This is a genomic window from Nonomuraea basaltis, from assembly GCF_005893125.1.
Classification (GTDB): Bacteria; Actinomycetota; Actinomycetes; order Streptosporangiales; family Streptosporangiaceae; genus Nonomuraea; species Nonomuraea basaltis.
The window spans coordinates 1-830 of sequence record NZ_VCJS01000603.1 but is presented as its reverse complement, the minus strand read 5'-3'; the positions used below and the strand labels follow the sequence as shown (position 1 = coordinate 830).

Below are 830 nucleotides of genomic sequence, written 5' to 3'. Positions count from 1 at the left end.
CCTCCCTCGCCGCCCAGGCCAAGGACAACACCAAGGCCATCCGCGAGCTGCTCGCCCTGGCCCGCCCCATCAAGCCGTCCGCGACGTTCAAGGTCCAGGAGCCCCGCCCGGCGGCCGAGCTGCTCGGCTACTTCAAGAAGGCCGAGCGCCGGTTCGGCGTGGAGTGGGAGGTCCTGGCGGCGGTGATGTTCGCCGAGACCAAGTTCGGCCGGGTGAAGTCCGCCAGTTACGTCGGCGCCCAGGGGCCCATGCAGTTCATGCCCGCGACATGGCGGGCGTACGGGATGGGCGGCGACATCCAGGACCCCCGGGACGCCATCATGGCCGCCGCCAACTACCTGCGCGCGACCGGCGCCCCCAAGAACTACCAGCGGGCGCTGCACGCCTACAACCCGTCCCAGGCGTACGTGAACGCCATCCTCCTGCACGCCCGCCAGATCAAGCGCGACCCGAGGAACTACTACGCGTACTACAACTGGCAGGTCTTCGTCCTCACCACGGCGGGCGAACGCCGCCTGACCGGCCCCCGCTAGGTCGGAGTCGCGCCGGTCAGGCGTGGTCGGCGCAGCAGGGGGTCGGGTTCGGCACCTCGGCCGGCGCGATGCGGCCGCTGGCGGCGGGCATGGTGAGCAGGGTCATCAGGCCGTCCCGCCAGATGGGCCTGACGTGGCCGGCGGTCACGACGAGGGTGTCGTCGCCGGGTGGGCCGGGGGAGGCGAGCACCAGCACCCGGTCGATGGCCGACCCGCTGAGCAGCTCGCCCACGGTGACGGTGCCGATGAGCAGGTCACGGCCGGGATAGGTGACGACCCTATCTCTTATACACATCT

The 830-nt window shown here is 70.7% G+C and carries 2 protein-coding genes; one reads left to right on the top strand and one right to left on the bottom strand.

Translation table 11 applies throughout. The features are described 5' to 3' along the window. Positions 1–533, top strand: a 533-nt coding sequence (locus EJK15_RS69625; protein WP_138720973.1) for a lytic transglycosylase domain-containing protein, incomplete at its 5' end; no start/stop codon positions are given. 16 nt (positions 534–549) lie between these two features. Here the strand turns inward: EJK15_RS69625 and EJK15_RS72485 are convergent. Then, positions 550–830, bottom strand: a 281-nt coding sequence (locus EJK15_RS72485; RefSeq protein WP_206062412.1) for a hypothetical protein, incomplete at its 5' end; no start/stop codon positions are given.